The sequence below is a fragment of the Alcanivorax sp. HI0083 genome (assembly GCF_001635175.1).
The window spans coordinates 1-20,236 of the sequence record NZ_LWFX01001186.1 but is presented as its reverse complement, the minus strand read 5'-3'; the positions used below and the strand labels follow the sequence as shown (position 1 = coordinate 20,236).

Here is a 20,236-nt window from a genome sequence, read left to right as displayed (position 1 = left end):
GCCGTGATCTGGTGGCCATGGTAGGCGGCGCTGGCGTGGCGGTGCAGCAGCGGCAAATGAATGATGACCTGAAGCTGGGGTTACTGGTGGTGCTGGCCACCATTCCGGCTGTGGCGTTCGGTTTTCTTGGTGATGATTTTATTGAGCAGGAATTGCGCTCGGCGCTGGTGATTGCCATCACTACGTTGGTATTCGGGGCTCTGTTATGGGCATCTGATGCCTTCGGCAAGCGGGCGTTTTCGCTGGCCCGGTTGGGTATTGCCGGCGCCATTTTTATCGGCCTGGCCCAGGCGCTGGCGTTGATCCCAGGCACCTCGCGTAGCGGCATCACCATTACCGCGGCGCTGGCATTGGGGTATCGCCGTGAAGACGCGGCGCGTTTTTCCTTTTTGCTGTCCATACCGGTGATTCTGGGCGCGGGGCTGCTGAAAACCAAAGATCTGATCGAACAACAAATCGCGGTGGACTGGGCGATGATGGCCCTGGGTGTCGTGGTTAGCGCGGTGACGGCTTACCTGACGATTGTGTTCTTCATTCGCCTGCTGGAGCGCATCGGCATGCTGCCGTTTGTCATCTATCGGCTGATTCTGGGCGTGGCCCTGTTGTTCTGGCTGGCATGACCCTGAGTGGCTCTCTGGACACTGTGCTCGGTCTGTTACCCGGTTGCCCGTCAGGCTTGCCGGGTGCGCCGGTGGAAAACGAAGCGCAGGCCTGTGCTCGCTCGCTCGAACTGGTGCTGGGCTGGCATAATGCGTGCCTGAGCCTGTGGCGTCCGCAGGGTAAGGAAACGCCGCTGGCGGTTAGCTTCTGTGACGGAAAGCAGGGCTACCGGCTAACGACTGAGCGGGTGCGGCACGAGCGCCTGATCAAGGCGCTGGGCAAGCCCAAAGACGAGCGGATCCGGGTGCTCGATGCCACCGCTGGTCTCGGTCGTGATGCCGCGCTGATGGCGCAGGCAGGGTTTCAGGTGTTGCTGGCGGAACGTTCGCCGATTCTTCATGCCATGCTTGCGGATGGCCTGCAAAGAGCGCCAGCCGGCCTGGTTGCCAACATGCAGTTGCTGGCGTGCGAGGACAGCAGAACTACTGAGCCGCGGGCTCTCCACGCTGTGTATCTGGATCCCATGTTTCCAGCTCGGGAAAAAAGTGCTGCGGTAAAGAAAGACTTGCAGTGGTTGCAGCGGCTTTGTCCCTATCCGGACAAGGCTGAAGAGGAGCAGCTACTGGACTGGGCCCGCTCCCTTTCCCCCGCCCGTGTCGTCGTAAAACGCCCGGTAAAGGCGAGCTATCTGGCTGACATCGAGCCGTCGTTCAGCCAGAAAGGCAAGGCGGTGCGCTTCGATATCTATACGTGCACCTGAGCCAGCTCACTACTCCTCTCAGTAATCACGTCCCCACGACCGGTTCGCTAATACCCTGGCTTTATTCCCGGGTATCTTGATAAGAGAGGGGCGGCGGTGCCGGCGTTTATACTGGCCACCGTTGGCGGTGGCCGGCATGATCAGGAGCCGTCAGAAGAGGCGGTAAGCAGGTTGCCTAAATTGCTTACCCGGGTGACACGCCGAATGGCGTCACTGATATCGGGGCTGAGAATACGGTTAGCCTCGTCATCCAGTGCTTCCAGTTTCTCACTGAATTCCAGTGCGCCGCTGCCGCCGGGGGTGACCAGGCCGGTGGTGTAGAGCTGGGCGATAAAGTTCTTCAGCACTACCTTGTCGAAGAATTCCGGAGAGTTGAATTCGTACAGCAAAGAAAGGCGCTGGGCTGTCTGGTGGGCCAGTTCCCCTAGCTGTTCGGCGGTAAGCATGCCGGACCCATATTGCACCAGCAGCCGGATGGTCAGGTAGTAACGCTCCAAAGAGGGCATTACGGTCTGGCCAAGATGGTCCAGCATGTCGGATTCGTGGGTATGAATCGCGGCACCGTGCAGGCAGTCATTTTCACGGCCGATCAGTTGTTCCTGCTGCAGGACGGTGACGATATTATTGACGGCAGCTGCCAGTTCCTCGTCATCCTGCCAGTGCAGGAAGTACTCGTTACGCAGGAAAGGATAGAGCAGACGCACCATGCTTTGCAGTACATCCATGCTGATGGATCGTGCATTCATTACCAGCGAGCAGATCAGGCCCGGCAGAATGAACAGGTGCAGACTGTTGTTGCGCACGTACGCCATTTGCAGGGCGGTTTTTTCATCGGTGGTAACCACGTCGCCCAGCTTGTGTTCAATACGTTCCAGGAAGTCGTGCTCCAGGCCGTACTCAATAATGGCACTGGCGTCATCGTTGGCTAGTGCCGCGTTGTCACTGTAAGGCGCTTGTTTGAGCAGGGAAATATACAGGTCCAGTTGCTGACGAAGCTGGGCAATATCCATGGTGTGCTTGGGAGAGGCCAGCAACGCCAGGCTGAGCAGATTGACCGGGTTCGCCACAGCGGCAGCATTGATGGATTCGACCACCTCTTGTCCCAGTTCTTCCACCGCATGTTTGAACCAGGGTGGATTGTCACCGGGGGCCACGGTTTCATTGCGCCATTTCGGGTTATGGCCGTCCAGATAGTCCACCAGCTTGATCGGTTCACCGAAGTTCAGGTGCACCTGGCCAAAGTGGCTACGTAGCACGGAGAGTGATTTCATCAATCCGCCCACGGATTCCTTCTGCTTTTTCTTGCCGTGCAATTCACCGATGTATGAGCCGGCCTCAATCACTTTTTCGTAGCCCACATAGACGGGCACAAACGCGATTGGCTTGCGTGAATCACGCAGGAAGCTGCGTACGGTCATGGCGAGCATGCCGGTACGGGGTTTGAGCATACGGCCGCTGCGGCTACGCCCGCCTTCCACAAAATATTCGATGGAAAAGCCACGTGCTGTAATGGTGTGCAGGTATTCGCTGAATACGGCGGCGTACAGGGGGTTGTCACGGAAGCTGCGGCGCATGAAGAAGGCGCCGCCGCGACGCAGAATAGTGCCCACAATGGGCAGGTTCAGGTTGATGCCGGCGGCAATATGCGGTGGTACCAGGCCGTTGCGAAACATCACGAAGGACAGCAGCAGGTAGTCAATGTGGCTGCGATGGCAGGGCACGTAGATAATTTCGTGATCGCCGGCCACCTTGGTCAGGTTGTCCATGTTGTAGAGGCGAATGCCGCCATACAGCCGGTTCCACACCCAGTTCAGAAACAGCTCCAGGGTTCGGATTACGGTGTGGGAGTAGTCGGCCGCAATTTCCATGGCGTAACCGCGAGCCTTGGCTTCCAGCTTTTCTTCACTGACGTCCTGACGCTTCGCTTCAGCGCGAATCACTTCTCGCACCGGTATGGAATCGACCACGGTATTGGTCAGGGTGCGCCGGTGTGACAGGTCGGGGCCGATGGCCGCTTCCTGCTGACGGCGAAAGTGCACCCGCAGGATGCGCGATGCCTTGCGCACGGCCTGGTCGTCTTTCTGGCACTGGTCAACCAGGGTGCGCAGGGACATGGGGCGGCTGAACTGCACGTATAGTTGGCGGCCCTGGGTGATGATGATGAAGAATTTCTTGATAAACCCGGCCGGAGACCAGTTATCCGAAAACAGGATGCGCCACATGGAGTTTTCTTTTTCCGGGCGGCGCCCCCAGAACACGGAGACGGGCACAAGCTGTACATCGGCTTCCGGGTTGGCACGCAGGGCTGCAACCAGTTTTTCCAGCCGGGGAGGGGACACCGCCCGGCGCTGACGGCGGTTACCCAGTTGGCGGCGGTAAAGCTGAAAATAACTGTGGTTGAGGTGGGTTTTTCCCAGTGTCAGGCCGCGCAGGGCAGAAGAGAGCCCCAGCTGCCGGGCGGTCTGGTCCGCCACGGCTGCGTCGGCAGCAGAGCGGTCGCTGAGTACATAGACCACCGGAGTATTGGCAGCAAGCTGCAGTTCCTTGGGATCCGAAGGGAGCGCATTGGCGCGGGTGCACAGGCGTAAAAATACGCGTATGAGGAAGAAGCCTAGTCGATCCAGGCCAAGCCAAGGTGTCATAGTCGGATACAGTTAACGAATGTGAGCCAAGTGTATCGAAAGCCCTGAGCCTGGAACACCAGCGGATATTTCAATTTGTTTCAAAATTGCTGCGACTGGACGACAACGAGCGTATGGCAGGGGCCGGCGCTGATTCGACCTGCTATAATTGTGGGAATTATTCCCCGCCATGGACAGAGTGAAGGAGCCTCCGGTGTCGACACCGCAATCCGGTATTTTTGACCGCAGTTATGCCCATCATGGGTTTTTCGAGTTCAGTCTTGGCAGTGGCCACAAGACCGAGTCATTGCGCCAGGCCCTGCGTGATCTGGTTGCGCTGAAGAGTGAAAAGACGCCGGTTTTACTGGGTTTCGGGCCAGATCTCTGGGCCTGCTTTGATTCGCGCTTCAGTTTTCCGCCTTTTTCTTTGGAGGGGCACATTCCGGCCACCCAGGGGGATTTGTGGGTGTGGGTGCAGGCCCGGGAGGCGGGAGACCTGTTCGATACCAGCATGCTGGTACGCCAGGCGGTGGGTGACCTGCTCGCGACCCAGCTTGAGCTAACCGCCTTTGTGTACCACGACATGCGCGATTTGACCGGTTTTGTGGATGGCATCGGCAACCCCACCGGGGAAAAGGCGGAACAGGCGACTTTTATCGCTGAGCCGCACCCCGGCGCGGGCGGTAGTTGGGTGCTGACCCAGAAATGGATTCATGACCTGGGCAAGTTCAACCGGTTACCGGTCAGTGAGCAGGAAAATGTGTTTGGCCGGACCAAGGAAGACGCCGTGGAGTTCGATGATGAGCGCATGCCCGCAGATGCCCACGTAGGACGCGTCGATGTCGACCGGGATGGTGTAGCGCAGAAAATGTGGCGGCGGTCGGTCCCTTACGGTGACAGCGGCCAGCATGGCCTGTATTTCCTGGCGTTTTGTTGCGAGCTGGACCGTTATGATTTTCTGCTGCGACGCATGTATGGCATTGCGGATGACTCAGTGAAAGATCGGTTGCTGGAATTTACCCGGCCGGTGATGGGCTCCTGGTGGTATGCCCCGTCCCAGGATTGGCTGGATGCGCTCTGATTCAGCGTATATTGGGGGCGTACCATGAAGAGCTGTGTTTCTGGTCCTTCGCTGGCCTGTTTGTTGGCGCTGCTGGCAGGGTGTGAAACCGGTGGCACCCAGGTGGTGCAGTCCTATCCGGGGCAGTTTGGTGTGTTTTGCCCGCAGTGGAGCGAATGCCTTAATGCGGCGCAGCGGGCCTGTGGTGGGGTGGGGTATACCATCGAGCGGGCGGCCCCGGAAAAAGGGGAGCTGGAAGTCATCTGCCAGGGTGGCAATCGTCGACAGGAACCCTCGGCAAGTACACCGGAGCAGTTGCGCGAGCGCTGCCTGCAATCGCCAGACTATCCCTGCTGAGTCCCTGCCGAGCGCTACAAAGCGAAAGCGTATGACGAGCAGGGTGCCTGGCGTCAGTCTTTCCCGTTCTGTGTGTCGTCGTCGCCGGAATCCAGCCAGATAAACAGGGCAAAACTGCCCGCAAAGACCAGAATGCCGGCAATCACGGCGATTCCTGCCAGAACCACGCTGTCCATATACATAAAAAATCCTCCCGGAGCCTGTCTCGGTAGCATGACAGGTTCCGGGAGGATAGTGATGATGCAGGTCAACATTTGCCACCGGAAGCCGGTAGCGACACAGACCTAGTCGCCGGTTTTCCAGCCGGTGAACATTTTCTTCACCAGGAAGGGCGTGAGCTTCAATGAGGCGCCGAGCCACTGGCCAACGCTGGACGGGAAAACGAACAGCAGGGCGTTCTTGATGCCGTTGTAGGTGGCTTGATCAAACGGGTACCAGAAAATATTGCGTTTGGACGGCAGAATATCCCAGTTCACCACTTTCGCCTGCGTCATTTCTTCCAGCCCTTCCGGGCCATGGGTGCGGCCAATGCCGGATTCCTTCCCGCCACCCCAGGGGGTTTCGGACAGGCCGTGGCTGTAAAGATGATCGTTTACGGTGGTAACCCCGGATTGCAACCGGGCGGCAATGGCTCGGCCGCGTTTGTTGTCTTTGGTCCACACCGAGGAGGTCAGCGCCAGATGCGAATCGTTGGCTTTGCGAATGGCCTCTTCTTCATTGGCCACACGTTGTACTGCGATCAACGGGCCAAAGGTTTCATCGCACATGGTAAGCATGTCGTCGGTGACCTGGGTGAGCAGGGTGGCGGGGAAGAAGAAGCCGTTTTCCACATTGCCCACCGGGCGTGACTGGGCTTCGATGCGGGCGCCTTTGGCCAACGCATCTTCCACGTGTTGCTGCACGGTGCGCAGCTGACCGGCCGTGGTCAGGCTGCCGATATCCACATCAAAACTGTTGCAGCCGATGCCGTGGCGCAGTTGGCGAGTCTTCTTGGCCAGCAAGTCCACGAATTGGTCGTACACCGCATCCACCACATAGACGCGTTCCACGCCGCCACAGCTTTGCCCAGCATTCTGGTAGCCGGCCCAGGCGGCGCCGTTGGTGGCACGCTCCAGATCCGCGTCTTCCAGCACCAGCATGGGGTCATTGCCGCCCAGCTCCAGGGAAACCGGTGTCAGCGTTTGCGCGGCCTGGGCCATCAACGTTTTGCCCGCAGGTACCGAGCCGGTGAAGAACAGCTTGTCGATGCCGTTATCGAAAAAACCGGTGGCCACTTTGGAACCAGAGCCGACGATGTGTTGGAACAGGCCTTGGGGAAGTTCGCCGGCCGCGACGATTTGTTCGATGGCGCGGCCTACCGCCGGAGTGGCGGCGGCCACTTTCAGCATCACGCCATTGCCGGCCATCAGGGCCATGACGATTTCGCCGAAGGGAATCGACAAGGGGTAGTTCCAGGGGCTGATGATGCCCACCACGCCCAGTGGCACGCGCAGCATGTGGGTGCGCTTGTTGAAGAACAGGATGCTGCCAGCAGGGCGGTTACGCTCTTTCAGGTAATGCTCGGCGTTTTTTGCATACCACTTGCAGGCCAGGGCACAGGGCAACACTTCGGTGGCCAGGGCATCGGTGAGGGTTTTGCCGTTGCTTTCGCTGACGGTGCGCGCCAGATCATCCGCACGATCGACGATGTAGCTGCGCATCATCTGAATATGGCGAGCCCGTTCCTTGAAGGATTTGGCCGCCCAGATGGCTTGTGCCTCGCGGGCCTTGGCCAGCATTTGAGGCAAGGCGTCCAGGTTGGTTTCGCTCAGTTCGGCGACGGCGGTGCCAGTGGCGGGGTTGGTATCGACCACCACCTTGGCGGTCAGCTTTTCTTGTGCAGTCATGTGAAGGGGACTCCATCACGGCAGGCCGCAGTGGGCGGCCCGCAGGCTATTCGGGGCGTTAGGGAAACATAGAGTAAACACGCTGGCTAGGGCCTGTCGACAGGAATTTAGGGCGCTCCGGCTAGCGGCTACCTGACGTGTTCGCAGCTGGGGCATCCAGCTCTGCGGTCCCGGCGAGGCGCGCGGCCATCCGCTCGAAGGTCAGGGCGATGCGTTCCACGGCCCCGGCAATCAGTTCCTGGTTCCGCTGCTCCATGTTGCCGGCCTCGGCCATGGCGGTTTTCAGGCGTTCGGAGTCGGCGCGAAAACGGTCATCGCAATGCCCTCGGGCGCAGGCCTGGTAGGCATCCGCCAGGGACTGCTGCCACCGTGCTGCGCTGTCTTGCAGTGCGGGGGACGACTGGGTATTGATACGTCCTTGTACCCATAGGGAAACCTGGCCCAGGTTGAGGCCGGTCAGCCCCAGATCGGTAAAGTGACGGCGTTCTTCGGGCAGGGCCTTGTCACAGATAGTGAGCCAGCGAAGACGATCTGCCATGCGGGCGTTGAAGCCTTCTTCGTTAATACGGTGGCGATGATGGCCAATCATCGCCAGGTCCTGGGCGGTACCGCGAATCAGCCGCCGGCGCAGGCCCGGGCCATTGGGGGGCGTAATCAGCCTGAACATCATGTAGGCGATAAAGATACCACCGGTAATGGCCAGGCCGTTGCTGGCTACGCGGGCCACATCAAAATCCATGGCGTTACCGGGCTGCACCAGGATGATGTACGGAGTGCAGAACCCCAGGCCGTAGGCCAGGGTGGTCGGATTGCTGATGGCCAGTAGCGCCACGAACAGCGGTGCGCCAAGAATCAGGATCAGTAACGGAAAGTCACCGTTGCTCAGGGCCAGCAGGGGCAGGGTGAAAAACAGGGCAACGGGTGCCGCGAGCACTGAGGTGATGGTGGCCCGGCGCAGCACCACATCCGGTTCGGGCAGGCGGGCAAACAGGATGGTGAAGATCACCGGCATGATCATCAACATGATGGCCATGGGGCTGGCTGTGCCGATCCACAGTCCGGCAGCAATCATGAATACCAGGGCGCTGCGAATCCCCACGGCGGCGGCGATCTGCAGGTCACGGTAGGGTTTGAGACCCTGCGGGCGCAGTTGCATGTCCTTGCTGAAATGCAGGGCGCGGTTGGCTTCCAGAGCGAGAATAATGTCGGCGGTCAGGTTCAGGGCGACCTGGAAAAAGCGTCGTTGCAGCGGGGAGGCGTCGTCGTCCTGTTCGCCGCTGGCGGTTCGTAATTGCTGGCGCAGACGCTGTACTTCTTCCATGGCGTCTTCGGCGGACTGGGTTTCGCGCATGCGTTTGAAGGATTGGCGCAGCGATTCGAGCATGTCCTGCAGGGCGGGTGTCAGCAAGTCACTGTGGTTGCGCATCAGGCGGCCGATGACCCGGATGCGGGCGATCAACGACAGGGTCTTGTGGCAGATAACGGTGGCAGCGCGGGCCCTTCCCGGGCCCTGGGCGCCTTCGTAGAGGACGGCGCTGCTGTCATCACTCAGCGGGAAAATGCTTTGCAGCAGGGTGTCTACCTGAATGTGGCGCTGGGAGTGGGTGCCTGCCGGATTGAGTTCCAGTTCCAGGTAGGCAAGGGTTTGGTTGAGGGCGCCACGGGCGTGCTTCTGCAGCAGGTGGCTGACGCGGGCAGGCCACAGCAGGTTGCTGACCAGGGTTGCGCAAACCGCGCCGACAATAATTTCGCTAACACGGGCATTGGCCACATGAAAAATGCCAACGCTGGAGGTCGTGGTGGGGTTGGCGATGGAGATCACCACAATCAGCGTTGCAGTGATGCCGGCCATGGCAAAGCCATAAATGAAATTGGCTTGCCGTACCCAGGCAGAAGCCGCCGCATTGAGGCCGATCCACAGGGTCAGGGCCAACAGTGCCATGAACGGGTAGGGCAGCAAGGTGGCCAGGATCAACAGACCCATGGCGCCGCCCACCAGTGTGCCGCCGATCTGGCACAGGCCCTTTTCAATCACCAGGCCGGTTTCCGGCCGGACCTGCAGAAACACCGCAGAAATAAGCGCCCAGTAGGGCCGCTCAAGCTGCATGAGCATTGCCAGGTAAAGCGCCAGGCTCATGGCAATAATGCCCTTGAGCGCAAAGAGCACGGAATGGCGCTCCGGTGTGAGAATGACAGCCAGGCGGGGCGGCAAAGTCATGGCAGGTCAATCATTGCGTGGTGGGTGCGTCGTGCAGGCGCACGGTGGCGGTCATGCCGGCGGCCAGCAGGATGTCATCAGGGATTGACTCCAGTTCGATGTGCACCGGAATGCGCTGGGCCAGCCGCACCCAGTTGAAGGTCTGCTGTACCTGCGGGAGCAGCTGCCGGTCGGTCTGGGTGTTGGCATTGGCGATGGCCTGACCCACGCTGGTGACTTTTCCCTGCAGGGTGCGCGAGCCATTCATGAGGATCACGGAGGCGTCCTGACCCACGTGCACCAGTGGCAATTTGGTTTCCTCGAAATAACCGGTGACATAGAAACTGTCGGCTTTGACCATGGAAACCACCGGGCTGCCCTGATTGACAAAATTGCCTTGCTGCAGGGTCAGGTTGACGATGGTGCCGTCCGCCGGGGCATGAATGCGAGTGCGCTCAAGATTGATGTTGGCGCTGTCTCGTTCGGCCTTGGCCAGGGCTACATTGGCTTTGGCCAGTTGAGCCTGAATGCTGGCGCTCTCCAGGGCTTCCTTGCTGATGCTGTTATTGCTGCTGCGGTGCAGCTCCTGGCGGCGCTGATACTGGTGCTGGGCAAGGCGCAGGGCTTCCTGCTGGTAGAGCAGCTGGGCGTCGGCCTTGGCCAACGCGGCCTGGTAGCGGGTGTCATCGATGCGGAACAGCGGGTCGCCCTGGCTGACGCTCTGATTGTCTTCAATGTTGAGTTCACGGACCCAGCCGGAGACATCTGGCGACAGGGTGATGATTTCTGCCCGCACTTTGCCGTCCCGGGTCCAGGGCGCGTAAAGGTAGTAGTTCCATACCCAGTTGCCGGCGATCAGGGCCAGGATGACCAGAACGACGGTGACCAGAATTCGAAGCGATTGTTGCATGGCGCGTCCTTGTGTCAGTCAGCTCAATAGCCGCAGTGAAAGAGCAACAAAACAGACGAACAGGGAAAGGTAGAACCAGGCACCTTTCCAGACTTGGCGATGCCAGCCCAGCTGTCTCAGCAGCAGGTAAGTCATCAGGGTAAGCGCCAGTGCCAGCAGCACCAGTAATACCATGGGGCTGAACAGCATGCCGCCCACGGGGATTTCATGCAGCCACATGGTGCCTTCCGATCCGTGATGGAGCTTTTATAGTAGGGGCAGTTTGCCTGAATTTGTAGCAGGCTGCTGCGCCTGCCTGATACGTCCACGTTTTGGGTCAGGGCATTCAGGCAGAAGCGCCGGGGATATTTATACTGAGGTCATCAGGTGCTGGAGCAGCCGCTGATAGATCTGCGTCAGGGTGTCCAGTTCGCTGATGCTGGTGTGCTCGTCCACCTTGTGGATGGTGGCGTTGGTGGGGCCCAGCTCCACCACTTGCGTGCCGGTGGGGGCGATAAAGCGGCCATCGCTGGTGCCGCCGGCGGTGGACAGTTCGGTGTCCAGCTCGGTGACATCGCGGATGGCATTGACGGCCGCGTCCACCAGAGCGCCGCGGTCGGTGAGAAACGGCTGGCCGGACAGGGTCCATTGCAGATCATAGTCCAGGCCATGTTTGTCAAAGATGGCTCCGGTGCGCTCGCGCAGAATGGCGTCGGTGAGCTCAGTGGAGAAACGGAAATTGAAAATGATTTCGCAGGTGCCGGGAATCACGTTGGTGGCACCGGTGCCGCCGTTGATGTTGGAAATCTGGAAACTGGTGGCAGGAAAAAAATCGTTACCCTGATCCCACTCGGTGGTTGCCAGTTCCGCCAGTGCCGGGGCCACATCATGTACCGGGTTGCGGGCCAGATGCGGGTAGGCCACATGGCCCTGGATGCCTTTTACGGTGAGCCTGGCGCCCAGCGAGCCCCGGCGACCGTTCTTGATCACGTCACCGACAATGTTGGTGGATGACGGCTCCCCAACCAGACAGTAATCCATGTGTTCCTGGCGAGCCTGCAGGTGTTCCACCACCTTGACGGTGCCGTTAACCGATGGCCCTTCTTCGTCGGCGGTGATCAGAAAAGCCAGGCTGCCGTTATGGTCCGGGTGGGCGGCGATAAAGTCTTCCATGGCCACCATCATGGCGGCGATGGAGCCTTTCATGTCGGCGGTCCCGCGCCCGTACAGCAGGTCGCCTTCCTCGGTGGGGGTGAACGGATCGTATTTCCAGGTGGCGACGTCGCCGGTGGGCACCACATCGGTATGGCCGGCGAAAGCGAATACCGGCCCCTGCTTGCCGCGACGGGCCCACAGGTTGCGCACTTCCCCGAACCACAGGGTTTCACATTCGAATCCCAGCGCTTCGAGCTTTTCGATCATCCAGTCCTGACAGCCTTCGTCTTCAGGCGTGACGGACGCGCGGCGGATGAGTTCCTTGGTGTAGTCGAGGGTGCGGGACATGGGTATTCCAGTATCGGTGATTCGAAGCCGCTGTAGGAGCACCTCTCGAGGTGCGAACCGGTTTGGGAGAACCCCGGTGGCTGGTTCGCACCTCGAGAGGTGCTCCTACAGAGATTATGCGGACACGCCGGCGTGTTGCGTGAAGCGTACCGCGTGTTGCGTTAGTTATGCTTATGCAGCTCTTCGTTCAGGGCAATGGCGCTCTTGTTGGTGAGGCACTGCACGGCACCGCTGAGGGTGTCACGACGGAACAGCAGGTCGGATTGGCCAGCCAGGTCGCGGGCTTTCACTGTGTTGGCAATTTCGCCCTTGTCGTCCAGCAGTTGCACCTTGGAGCCGGAGGTGATGTACAGGCCGGCTTCGATGGTGCAGCGATCGCCCAGCGGAATGCCGGTGCCGGCATTGGCGCCCAGCAGGCAGCCTTCGCCCAGGGAAATGATGATGTTGCCGCCGCCGGACAGGGTGCCCATGGTGGACGCGCCACCGCCGATGTCGGAGCCTTTGCCCACAAACACGCCAGCGGAGATGCGGCCTTCGATCATGCCCGGGCCTTCAGTGCCGGCGTTAAAGTTGATGAAGCCTTCGTGCATGATGGTGGTGCCTTCGCCCACATAAGCGCCCAGGCGAACCCGTGAGGTATCGGCGATACGCACGCCGGCGGGCACCACGTAGTCGGTCATCTTGGGGAACTTGTCCACGCTGTTCACTTCCAGCACCTTGCCGTTCAGGCGGGCCAGCAGTTGACGCTCGGGCAGCTCTTCCAGGTCCACGGCACCTTCATTGGTCCAGGCCACGTTGGGCAGCAGCGGGAACATGCCGGACAGGTTAACGCCGTGGGGTTTCACCAGGCGGTGCGAGATCAAGTGCAGCTTGAGATAGGCTTCCGGGGTGGTGGCAGGCTCGGCGTCTGTTTCCAGCACAGTCAGCACCACCGGGCGATCGGATTCCTGAAACGCAACGGCATAGCTGGCTTCGTGCTCAAAACCGGCGTCACGCCATTCGCGGGCAATATGCTGAACCTGGCGGTGGGTCAGCTCCATGGCTGCGTTGCCGCCCTGGTAATCCAGCTCGTCGCGAATCACGTCGATCAGCTTGGCGTCCGGGTTAAGAGCCGGATCCGGGTAAAAGACTTCGAGCCAGTTGTCGTTACGGTTCTTGGTGCCGCAACCCAGTGCGATGGCGAAAAAATTACTCATGATGTCTCCTGACGTCGAGCTGGAGGCCTTGTGCCTGAAGCCGGACGTTGATCGGTAGTGTCGGGCATCCGGCGTTGGGCGTCCGGCGTTATTTCAATGTGGTTTCCCACTCGTCGGCCTTGAAGCCGGCGAGAATGAAATCGTTGCTTTGCAAAATCGGGCGCTTGATGACAGACGCATTTTCCATGGCCAGATTGACGGATTTCTCCGTGTTCATGGATTCCTTGACAGCATCGTCCAGTTTGCGCCAAGTGGTGCCGCGTTTGTTGATCACGGTTTCCCAACCCAGGGCTTCCAGCCATTGGCGTAATCGTTGTTCCGGCACGCCTTCTTTCTTGTAGTCGTGAAAGTGATAGGCCACGCCGTTGTCATCCAGCCATTTCATGGCTTTCTTCATGGTATCGCAGTTCTTGATACCGAAGACGGTCAGTTCCATGGAAAACCTATAAAGCAGTTGAAAGTTCAAAGTTCAAAGTTGAAACGCGGGCACGGTTATTATTCCTGCTTCAGCCTGTCTCGCGCTTTTCAACGTTTAACTTTCATCTTGTAACTCATCCAGCAACGCCTTGATCCGCTGGGCGCCTTCAATACATTCCTCCAGCGGGGCCACCAGCGCCATGCGTACCCGGTTTTCCCCCGGGTTTTTACCATTGATGGTGCGTGATAAATAGCGGCCGGGTAACACGGTGACGTTGTGTTCGGCCTGCAAACGCTGGGCGAAAGCTTCGTCACTGATGGGCGTTTTAGGCCACAAATAGAAGCCCGCTGCCGGGGCGGATACCTTAAGGGGGCCGCCAAGAATGTCCAGTACTGCGTCGAATTTTTCCCGATACAGTGCCCGGTTGGTTTGTACATGTTTTTCGTCATTCCAGGCGGCGATGCTGGCCAGCTGGTGATGAATGGGCATGGCACAACCGTGATAGGTGCGGTAACGCAGAAACCGTTGCAGCACTTCGCTGTCGCCGGCGGCAAAACCGGAGCGCAGCCCGGGCAGATTGGAGCGCTTGGACAGGGAGTGGAAGACCACGCAACGGCGGTAGTCGTGACGGCCCATCTCGGCGCAGGCTTCCAGCAGCCCGGTGGGAGGGGTGTCGCGATAGATTTCCGAATAGCATTCGTCTGAGGCGATAACAAAATCGTACTTATCCGCCAGCTGAATCAGGGCCTTGAGCTGGGCCTTGCTGAGCGTGGCCCCGGTAGGGTTGCCCGGGGTACAAATAAACAGCAGCTGGGTACGGGTCCAGGTGTCTTCACTGACCGCATCGAAGTCCGGTTGTAGGCCTGTGGCGTCGGTGCAAGGCAGGTACATGGGCTCGCCACCGGCCAACAGCGTGGCGCCTTCGTAAATCTGGTAGAAGGGATTGGGCATCAGCACCAGCGGCTGGCGCTGGCGATCCACCACCGCCTGGGTAAAGGAAAACAGGGCTTCCCGGGTGCCGTTTACCGGCAACACCTGGCTGGCCGGGTCGATATCTTGCAGGTGAAAGCGGCGCTTGAGCCACTGGCCGATGGCCTCACTCAATTCCGGGATACCGGCGGTGGTCGGGTAGTTGGCTAGCCGCGCGGTGGAGTCTTTTAATACCTGCTGCACAAAATCCGGCGACGGGTGTTTGGGCTCGCCGATGGACAGGGCAATGGGCGACTTGTCCGATTGGGGCAAGCCGCTGAACAGGGTCTTCAATTTTTCAAACGGGTAGGGGTGCAACCGTTCCAGATCTGGGTTCATAGGGTCAGGTGTTTCCGTTGTTCTTGTCGTCGAGTTCTTGCTTGAGGGTCTGCTGCAGTTCCTGGCACAACGTCGGGTCGGAAACCGGCTCGCCATCAAGGTCGGTAATGAAGAAAACGTCTTCGGCGCGTTCGCCCAGGGTGGCAATGCGGGCATTCTGCACCAGAATCTCGAAGCGCATGAAGATGCGCCCGATATGAGCCAGCAGGCCGGGGCGGTCCAGGGTCTGGATGTCCACGGCGGTACGGTCGTTGACGATGTCGTTGCTGATCACTACCTGGGTGGGCACATCAAAGTGTTTGTTGCGCCGGGGCATGCGGCGGCTCACCGTGGTGGCATAACGGTCCGGGTGCTTCAGGGTTTCGGTGAGCGTCTTGCGGATTTGCTCGATGCGCGCCCAGTCTTCGCCGATAGGCGTGCCGTGCTCATCGAGCACGATGTAGGTGTCCAGGCTGAAGCCGTCCGCGCTGGTGATAATGCGCGCGTCCATGATGGTCAGGCCCAGGCTGTCCAGGGCGTTCACGGTGGCGCTGAACAGGTTGCGGGTGTCCGGAGTGTAAATAAAGATCTGCGATCCGCCGGCCAGCACGCTCTGGCTCGATTCGCGAATCAGTACCAGCGGATCGTCCGGGTCTTCCCGGTCGAGCAGCGCTTCGGTGTGCCAGGAAATATCCCGTGGGGTTTCCCGCAGGAAGTATTCGTCGCCGATGTTGCTCCACAGTGCTTCGATTTTGGCGCCGTCGTGGTCGCGGTCTGTGAGCAGGCGCAGGGCAGCGTCGCGGGTTTCGTCGATCCAGTCCTGTTTTTCCACCGGGTTGTTCAGGCCACGGCGCAGGGCGCGCTTGGTTTCGGTGTACAGCTGACGTAACAGGGAGGCGCGCCAGGAATTCCACAGGGTCGGGTTGGTGGCGTTGATGTCGGCCACGGTGAGCACGTAGAGATAATCCAGGTGCACCAGATCGCCCACCTTGCGGGCAAAATCGTAGACCACGTCCGGATCGGAGATGTCCTTGCGTTGGGCGGTGACGCTCATGGTCAGGTGGTTGCGTACCAGCCAGGCCACCAGCTTGCCGTCCCAGGCGGTGAGACCGTGGCGTTGGCAGAAAGCGATGGCATCGTCCGCGCCGAGTTCGGAATGGTCGCCACCGCGGCCCTTGGCGATATCGTGATAGAGGCCGGAGGCGTACAGCAACTCGGGCTTGGGCAGGCGATAGAACACTTCGCTGGCCAGCGGGAATTCTTCGCGCAGGTCTTCGTAGCGCAGCCGGCGCATGTTCTTGATCACCAGCAGGGTGTGGGCATCCACGGTGTAAATATGGAAGAGGTCGTACTGCATCATGCCGATGATGCCGCCGAATTCCGGAAGGTACTTGCCCAGGATGCCGTAGCGTTTCATGCGGCGCAGCTGGGAGAACAGGGCATGGGGGCTGCGCAACAGCTGCATGAACAGGTCTGTGTTGACCGGGTTGTTACGGAAGGCGTCGTCGATCTGGCGGCGATTGTAGATCAGCGCGCGGACGGTGGAGGCGCGAATGCCTTTCAGGTCCGGGTTCTGGGCCATCAGCACAAAGGCCTCCAGCAGGGCGCTGGGGTGATGCTCGAACACTTCCGGGTTGCTGATTTCCAGGTAATCGTTGCGCACCTGGAAACGGCGATTGAGCGGGCGTACCTGCTCCTGGGTGTCGCTGCGCAGAATGACTTCATCAAATAGCTGCAGCAGCATTTCGTTGAGCACGGACAGGGCCAGGGCCACCCGGTAGAAGCCTTTCATGAAATGTTCCACTGCCAGGTTGGCACTGGAATCTTCATGGCCCAGCCGGTCCGCAAGCTGGCGCTGGTGATCGAACAACAGGCGGTTTTCGTTGCGCTCGGTCTGGACATGCAGCTGCCAGCGCACTTCCCAGAGGTAATCCAGGCATTTGCGCAGCACGCCGTATTCTTCCGGGGTAAGGAAGCCGTCGCTGACCAGGGCTTCCAGGCTGTCGGCGTTGAAGTGACGCTTGGCGACCCAAGCGATCATTTGCACGTCGCGCAGGCCGCCCGGGGCATTTTTCAGGTCGGGTTCGAGATTGTATTCGGTGTCATTGAAGCGCTTGTGTCGGGCGGTCTGTTCTTCCCATTTGGCGGCGAAGAAGGCGGCAGAATCCCACATGTGCTCCGGGCCGGTGCGGTCTTCCAGCTGCCCGCGCAGGGTGTCGTTGCCGGCGAGAGTGCGCGCTTCCATGATATTGGTGGCCACGGTAATGTCTTCCCGCGCCAGCTCCACGCATTCGTCCAGGGTGCGCACCGCATGGCCGATTTCCAGGCCCATATCCCAAAGAAAGGCCACGAACCGCTCAAGGTTGTCGCACAGCGCCTGTTCCGGGGTGTCGGCGAGCAGCACCAGCAGATCCACATCGGAGCAGGGGTGCAATTCCCCGCGGCCGTAGCCGCCGACAGCCACCAGCGCTACGTCATCGCGGTCGGACAGACCAAACAGGGACCAGGCTGCGATCATCACCTGGTCCACCATTGTGGCTCTTGTCTGGACCAGCTCGGTAATGTCGGTGGCCTCAAAGGTCTGATTCAGCCGCTCCTGGCCCTGGGCCAGATACTGGCGGGCGTATTGGCCCGGCTGGGCGCTTTCCTGCAAGGCGTCGAGCAGGGAGTCCTGGGATATTGCGGGTAGCAATGACACTTAATAGAGGTCCGTTTCTTCGCTGCGGGCGGTGAGTACTTCATAGCCATCGGCGGTGACCGCGATGGTGTGCTCCCACTGCGCGGACAACTTGCGGTCTTTGGTGACCACGGTCCAGGCGTCGGGCAGCAGTTTATTGGCGGCTTTGCCGGCGTTGATCATGGGTTCGATGGTGAACACCATGCCTTCCTGTAATTCAAGACCCGTGCCAGGCTTGCCGTAGTGCACCACCTGGGGTTCTTCATGGAAGCCCTCGCCGATGCCGTGACCGCAGTATTCGCGGACCACAGAGAAGCGTTCGCCCTCGGCCATTTTTTGAATCCGATGACCAATGTCGCCGAGCTGTATGCCGGGCCGGACCATGCGAATACCGGCCAACATGCATTCGCGGGTAGTTTCCACCAGCCGGCGGGCCAGCACAGAGGGCTCGCCCACGTAAAACATCTTCGAGGTGTCGCCATGCCAGCCGTTCTTGATGACAGTGACATCGATATTGACGATATCGCCTGTTTTCAGGGCTTTGCGGTCGCTGGGAATGCCGTGGCAGACCACATGGTTCACCGAGGTGCATACCGATTTGGGGAAGGGCATGCGACCGGGGGCGCCGCCATAGCCCAGAGGCGCAGGAATCGCCTGCTGTTTGTTGACGATATGGTCGTGGCAGATGCGGTCCAGTTCCTCGGTGGTGACCCCCGGTTTGACGTACTCGCCGATCATTTCCAGGACTTCGGCGGCCAGCTTGCCCGCTTCACGCATTTGCTCGATTTGCTCGGGGGTTTTAATGACGACATTCATGAGGCTTGGGGAAACTCCTGCTTTTTCAGTGAGTTGGGCGGGGCTTGGGCAAAGCATTTTGGGCCGGGTAGACACCTTTGCGTTGCCTGTGAGGGGCGGCTGTGGTATAAAGCGCGCGCTTTCCCGCTCTGCGTCGGTCAACAGACGACGGTGTCGCATTGTAACCGCCGATGAGTGGGGAAGGAAATCACACATGCCCCGTCACATAGCCCTGGGTGCCTTCTGGTCTGTAAGTTGGACCGATTTGGTTGGGTTTATGCGGGGGCGTGGAGGCCTAACCCAAAGTGGAGTACTAACAATGTCTAGCGTAACTATGCGCGATATGCTGAAAGCGGGCGTGCACTTCGGTCACCAAACCCGTTACTGGAATCCGAAGATGAATGCTTACATCTTCGGCGCCCGCAACAAGATTCACATCATCAACCTGGAGCAGACCCTGCCCCTGTTCAACGACGCCATGGCGTTCCTGAACAAGCTGGCGGCCAGCAACAACAAGATCCTGTTTGTTGGTACCAAGCGTGCGGCGCAGAAAGCGGTGAGCGAAGAAGCCCAGCGTTGCGGTATGCCCTATGTGGATCACCGTTGGTTGGGCGGCATGCTAACCAACTGGAAAACCATTCGTCAGTCCATCAAGCGTTATCGTGAGCTGGAAGCCCAGTTCCAGGATGGCACTTTTGACAAACTGACCAAGAAAGAAGCCCTGATGCGCAAGCGCGAGATGGACAAGCTCGAGCGTTCTATCGGTGGTATCAAGGACATGGGCGGCCTGCCTGACGCACTGTTCGTGATCGACGTGGATCACGAAGACATCGCGCTGCAGGAAGCTCGCAAGCTGGGGATCCCGGTTGTTGCAGTGGTTGATACCAACTCCAACCCGGACGGCGTTGATTACGTCATTCCCGGCAACGACGACGCAATCCGCGCCATTCAGCTGTATGTGAAAGCCGCAGCTGACGTGATTCTGGAAGGCAAGCAGTACGCCCAGAACCAGACCGGTGGCGAGAGCGAGTTCGTCGAGGTAGCAGATGAAGCCCAGGGCGAAAAAGCCGAAGGTTAATCTATCGGTGGGCGAGCCGCTGGCTCGCCCGCTTTACCGAAACATACCAAAGTTAAGAGGATAATCATGGCTGCTGTTACTGCTGCAATGGTTAAAGAGCTTCGTGAGCGTACCGGTCTTGGCATGATGGAGTGCAAGAAGGCGCTGGTTGAAGCAGATGGCGATATCGAAAAAGCCATCGACGATATGCGTAAATCCGGCCAGGCCAAAGCGGCCAAGAAAGCCGGCCGCACCGCTGCTGAAGGCGGTGTGGTGATTGCTACCAACGACGCAAACACCGTTAGCGTGATGGTGGAAATCAACTCCGAAACCGATTTCGTTGCCCGTGATGAAAACTTCCTGGGCTTCTGTGACAAAGTAGCTGGCGCTGCTCTGGCCGCAGGTGAAACCGACGCCGCCAAGATTGGCGAACTGACTCTGGACGACGGGGCGACCGTTGAACAGGCCCGTCAGGCGCTGGTTCAGAAAATCGGTGAAAACATCCAGATCCGTCGTGCTGCCAAGCTGGAAGCGGAAGGTGCCATTGGCGCTTACGTTCACGGCGGCCGTATCGGTGTTCTCGTTGCCCTGAAAGGTGGCGATGCCGAGCTGGGTAAAGATGTTGCCATGCACGTGGCGGCGGTTAACCCGATGGTCATCAGTGGCGATCAGGTTCCCGCTGAAGTGCTGGAAAAAGAGAAAGAGATCATCCGCGCCCAGCCTGATATGGAAGGCAAGCCGGCTGAGATCGTTGAGAAAATGCTCGGCGGCCGTATCAACAAGTTCCTGAAAGAAGTGAGCTTGCTGGACCAGCCGTTCGTGAAAGATCCGAATACCACTGTCGGTGCGCTGGTTAAAGCGGCCGGTGCTGAAATCGTCGCTTTCGAGCGTCTGGTTGTCGGCGAAGGTATCGAGAAAGAAGAAGTCGACTTC

At 59.4% G+C, this 20,236-nt stretch carries 18 protein-coding genes; 6 read left to right on the top strand and 12 right to left on the bottom strand.

All coding sequences use genetic code 11. The features are described from left to right. Both A3754_RS17145 and A3754_RS17140 read left to right on the top strand, forming a co-directional pair. Positions 1-620, top strand: a 620-nt coding sequence (locus A3754_RS17145; protein WP_063520669.1) for an undecaprenyl-diphosphate phosphatase, incomplete at its 5' end; no start/stop codon positions are given. After that, the gene (locus A3754_RS17140) at positions 617-1,360 is read left to right on the top strand and encodes a class I SAM-dependent methyltransferase (RefSeq protein WP_082872233.1); all 744 of its coding nucleotides are present in this window, start codon (positions 617-619) and stop codon (positions 1,358-1,360) included. The genes A3754_RS17145 and A3754_RS17140, both read left to right, overlap by 4 nt. A 140-nt stretch (positions 1,361-1,500) precedes the next feature. Here A3754_RS17140 and plsB read toward each other — a convergent pair whose 3' ends face one another. Then, positions 1,501-4,002 (bottom strand): glycerol-3-phosphate 1-O-acyltransferase PlsB, encoded by a 2,502-nt coding sequence (gene plsB / locus A3754_RS17135; protein ID WP_063520668.1) that lies wholly within the window; start codon positions 4,000-4,002, stop codon positions 1,501-1,503. A 169-nt stretch (positions 4,003-4,171) separates the two neighbouring features. Here plsB and A3754_RS17130 point away from each other — a divergent pair, with 169 nt between their 5' ends. Further along, positions 4,172-5,062, top strand: coding sequence for a Dyp-type peroxidase (locus tag A3754_RS17130; protein ID WP_063520667.1), 891 nt, complete (start codon positions 4,172-4,174; stop codon positions 5,060-5,062). A gap of 24 nt (positions 5,063-5,086) precedes the next feature. Next, a complete protein-coding gene (locus A3754_RS17125) occupies positions 5,087-5,398 on the top strand; it encodes a hypothetical protein (RefSeq protein ID WP_063520666.1) in 312 nt (103 codons plus the stop codon). Between the two features lie 53 nt (positions 5,399-5,451). Here A3754_RS17125 and ccoM read toward each other — a convergent pair whose 3' ends face one another. The 11 genes from ccoM to map all read right to left on the bottom strand — a co-directional run bounded on the left by ccoM (position 5,452) and on the right by map (position 18,267). After that, the gene (ccoM, locus tag A3754_RS28750) at positions 5,452-5,580 is read right to left on the bottom strand and encodes a cytochrome c oxidase subunit CcoM (protein ID WP_255363141.1); all 129 of its coding nucleotides are present in this window, start codon (positions 5,578-5,580) and stop codon (positions 5,452-5,454) included. A gap of 102 nt (positions 5,581-5,682) precedes the next feature. Further along, positions 5,683-7,284 (bottom strand): aldehyde dehydrogenase family protein, encoded by a 1,602-nt coding sequence (locus A3754_RS17120; protein ID WP_063520665.1) that lies wholly within the window; start codon positions 7,282-7,284, stop codon positions 5,683-5,685. 121 nt (positions 7,285-7,405) lie between these two features. Next, on the bottom strand, positions 7,406-9,502 hold the full coding sequence (locus tag A3754_RS17115) for an FUSC family protein (RefSeq protein WP_063520664.1): 2,097 nt from the start codon (positions 9,500-9,502) through the stop codon (positions 7,406-7,408). 10 nt (positions 9,503-9,512) lie between these two features. Further along, positions 9,513-10,391, bottom strand: a complete 879-nt coding sequence (locus A3754_RS17110) for an HlyD family secretion protein (protein WP_063520663.1) — start codon at positions 10,389-10,391, stop codon at positions 9,513-9,515. An 18-nt stretch (positions 10,392-10,409) separates the two neighbouring features. Next, positions 10,410-10,610 carry a DUF1656 domain-containing protein gene (locus tag A3754_RS17105; RefSeq protein ID WP_063520662.1) on the bottom strand — a complete coding sequence of 67 codons (201 nt, stop codon included), beginning with the start codon at positions 10,608-10,610 and terminating at the stop codon, positions 10,410-10,412. A gap of 129 nt (positions 10,611-10,739) precedes the next feature. Beyond that, the gene (gene dapE / locus A3754_RS17100) at positions 10,740-11,873 is read right to left on the bottom strand and encodes a succinyl-diaminopimelate desuccinylase (protein WP_063520661.1); all 1,134 of its coding nucleotides are present in this window, start codon (positions 11,871-11,873) and stop codon (positions 10,740-10,742) included. Positions 11,874-12,034: 161 nt separating this feature from the next. Beyond that, positions 12,035-13,069 (bottom strand): 2,3,4,5-tetrahydropyridine-2,6-dicarboxylate N-succinyltransferase, encoded by a 1,035-nt coding sequence (gene dapD / locus A3754_RS17095; protein WP_063520660.1) that lies wholly within the window; start codon positions 13,067-13,069, stop codon positions 12,035-12,037. 88 nt (positions 13,070-13,157) lie between these two features. Then, positions 13,158-13,505, bottom strand: coding sequence for an ArsC family reductase (locus A3754_RS17090; RefSeq protein WP_063520670.1), 348 nt, complete (start codon positions 13,503-13,505; stop codon positions 13,158-13,160). 96 nt (positions 13,506-13,601) lie between these two features. Further along, positions 13,602-14,795: a succinyldiaminopimelate transaminase gene (gene dapC / locus A3754_RS17085; protein ID WP_063520659.1), complete on the bottom strand. Its 1,194-nt coding sequence runs from the start codon at positions 14,793-14,795 to the stop codon at positions 13,602-13,604. Positions 14,796-14,799: 4 nt separating this feature from the next. Next, positions 14,800-17,472: a [protein-PII] uridylyltransferase gene (locus A3754_RS17080; RefSeq protein WP_063520658.1), complete on the bottom strand. Its 2,673-nt coding sequence runs from the start codon at positions 17,470-17,472 to the stop codon at positions 14,800-14,802. Further along, positions 17,473-18,267: a type I methionyl aminopeptidase gene (gene map / locus A3754_RS17075; protein WP_063520657.1), complete on the bottom strand. Its 795-nt coding sequence runs from the start codon at positions 18,265-18,267 to the stop codon at positions 17,473-17,475. Positions 18,268-18,565: 298 nt separating this feature from the next. Here map and rpsB point away from each other — a divergent pair, with 298 nt between their 5' ends. Together rpsB and tsf are read left to right on the top strand one after the other, a co-directional pair. After that, on the top strand, positions 18,566-19,324 hold the full coding sequence (gene rpsB / locus A3754_RS17070) for a 30S ribosomal protein S2 (RefSeq protein WP_039925878.1): 759 nt from the start codon (positions 18,566-18,568) through the stop codon (positions 19,322-19,324). A 66-nt stretch (positions 19,325-19,390) separates the two neighbouring features. Continuing rightward, positions 19,391-20,236: translation elongation factor Ts (gene tsf, locus A3754_RS17065; protein ID WP_082904797.1), on the top strand; the 846-nt coding region annotated here is incomplete at its 3' end.

Bases quoted from the DNA above. Each gene is read 5' to 3' on its own strand.
- A3754_RS17140 (WP_082872233.1), top strand. From the start codon at position 617: ATGACCCTGAGTGGCTCTCTGGACACTGTGCTCGGTCTGTTACCCGGT.
- plsB (WP_063520668.1), bottom strand. From the start codon at position 4,002: ATGACACCTTGGCTTGGCCTGGATCGACTAGGCTTCTTCCTCATACGC.
- A3754_RS17130 (WP_063520667.1), top strand. From the start codon at position 4,172: ATGGACAGAGTGAAGGAGCCTCCGGTGTCGACACCGCAATCCGGTATT.
- A3754_RS17125 (WP_063520666.1), top strand. From the start codon at position 5,087: ATGAAGAGCTGTGTTTCTGGTCCTTCGCTGGCCTGTTTGTTGGCGCTG.
- ccoM (WP_255363141.1), bottom strand. From the start codon at position 5,580: ATGTATATGGACAGCGTGGTTCTGGCAGGAATCGCCGTGATTGCCGGC.
- A3754_RS17120 (WP_063520665.1), bottom strand. From the start codon at position 7,284: ATGACTGCACAAGAAAAGCTGACCGCCAAGGTGGTGGTCGATACCAAC.
- A3754_RS17115 (WP_063520664.1), bottom strand. From the start codon at position 9,502: ATGACTTTGCCGCCCCGCCTGGCTGTCATTCTCACACCGGAGCGCCAT.
- A3754_RS17110 (WP_063520663.1), bottom strand. From the start codon at position 10,391: ATGCAACAATCGCTTCGAATTCTGGTCACCGTCGTTCTGGTCATCCTG.
- A3754_RS17105 (WP_063520662.1), bottom strand. From the start codon at position 10,610: ATGTGGCTGCATGAAATCCCCGTGGGCGGCATGCTGTTCAGCCCCATG.
- dapE (WP_063520661.1), bottom strand. From the start codon at position 11,873: ATGTCCCGCACCCTCGACTACACCAAGGAACTCATCCGCCGCGCGTCC.
- dapD (WP_063520660.1), bottom strand. From the start codon at position 13,069: ATGAGTAATTTTTTCGCCATCGCACTGGGTTGCGGCACCAAGAACCGT.
- A3754_RS17090 (WP_063520670.1), bottom strand. From the start codon at position 13,505: ATGGAACTGACCGTCTTCGGTATCAAGAACTGCGATACCATGAAGAAA.
- dapC (WP_063520659.1), bottom strand. From the start codon at position 14,795: ATGAACCCAGATCTGGAACGGTTGCACCCCTACCCGTTTGAAAAATTG.
- map (WP_063520657.1), bottom strand. From the start codon at position 18,267: ATGAATGTCGTCATTAAAACCCCCGAGCAAATCGAGCAAATGCGTGAA.
- rpsB (WP_039925878.1), top strand. From the start codon at position 18,566: ATGTCTAGCGTAACTATGCGCGATATGCTGAAAGCGGGCGTGCACTTC.